Source organism: Mesobaculum littorinae (assembly GCF_004011175.1).
Lineage (GTDB): Bacteria > Pseudomonadota > Alphaproteobacteria > Rhodobacterales > Rhodobacteraceae > Tranquillimonas > Tranquillimonas littorinae.
Genome location: NZ_RQXX01000019.1, coordinates 1 through 1,206, shown reverse-complemented (window position 1 = coordinate 1,206; position 1,206 = coordinate 1). Strand labels below are relative to the sequence as shown.

Below are 1,206 nucleotides of genomic sequence, written 5' to 3'. Positions count from 1 at the left end.
GCGTGCCGAGGCACGCACCCCCTGGTCGATTACTCGACGATCTTCGCCACGACGCCGGCGCCGACGGTGCGGCCGCCTTCACGGATGGCGAAGCGCAGCTTCTCTTCCATCGCGATCGGCGCGATCAGCTCGACCGTGAACGACACGTTGTCGCCCGGCATCACCATCTCGGTGCCCTCGGCCAGCGTCACCGTCCCGGTCACGTCCGTCGTGCGGAAGTAGAACTGCGGGCGGTAGTTGGCGAAGAACGGCGTGTGACGGCCACCCTCTTCCTTCGTCAGGATGTAGGCTTCGGCCTCGAACTTCGTGTGCGGCTTCACCGAGCCGGGCTTGCAGAGAACCTGCCCCCGCTCGACGCCTTCGCGGTCGATGCCGCGCAGCAGCGCACCGATGTTGTCGCCCGCTTCGCCGCGGTCCAGCAGCTTGCGGAACATCTCGACGCCCGTGCAGGTCGTCTTCTTGGTGTCGCGGATGCCCACGATTTCCAGTTCGTCGCCGACGTTCACGACGCCACGCTCGACACGGCCGGTCACGACGGTGCCGCGGCCCGAGATCGAGAACACGTCTTCGATCGGCATCAGGAACGGCTGATCGACGGGACGTTCCGGGGTCGGGATGAAGTCATCCACGGCCGCCATCAGTTCCTTGATCTTCTCTTCGCCGATCTCCGGGTTCTCGCCGTTCATCGCGGCAAGAGCCGAGCCCGCGACGATCGGGATGTCGTCGCCGGGGAAGTCGTACGAGCTGAGAAGTTCGCGAACTTCCATCTCGACCAGTTCAAGCAGTTCCTCGTCGTCGACCTGGTCGACCTTGTTGAGGAACACGACCAGCGCGGGAACGCCAACCTGGCGGGCCAGCAGGATGTGCTCGCGCGTCTGGGGCATCGGGCCGTCGGCCGCGTTCACCACCAGGATCGCACCGTCCATCTGCGCGGCACCGGTGATCATGTTCTTGACATAGTCGGCGTGGCCGGGGCAGTCGACGTGGGCGTAGTGCCGGTTCTCGGTCTCGTATTCCACGTGCGCGGTCGAGATCGTGATCCCGCGCGCCTTTTCTTCCGGCGCGCCGTCGATCTGGTCATAGGCACGGAAATCGCCGAAATACTTCGTGATCGCCGCCGTCAGCGTCGTCTTGCCGTGGTCAACGTGACCGATCGTGCCGACGTTCACGTGCGGTTTGTTGCGTTCGAATTTTGCCTTCGCCATG

1 protein-coding gene is annotated in these 1,206 nt (G+C 64.6%); it reads right to left on the bottom strand.

Translation table 11 applies throughout. From position 1 onward, the window contains the following. Positions 1 to 29: 29 nt before the first annotated feature. Positions 30 to 1,205 (bottom strand): elongation factor Tu, encoded by a 1,176-nt coding sequence (gene tuf, locus EKE94_RS18480; protein ID WP_127908105.1) that lies wholly within the window; start codon positions 1,203 to 1,205, stop codon positions 30 to 32. Position 1,206: the final 1 nt, after the last annotated feature.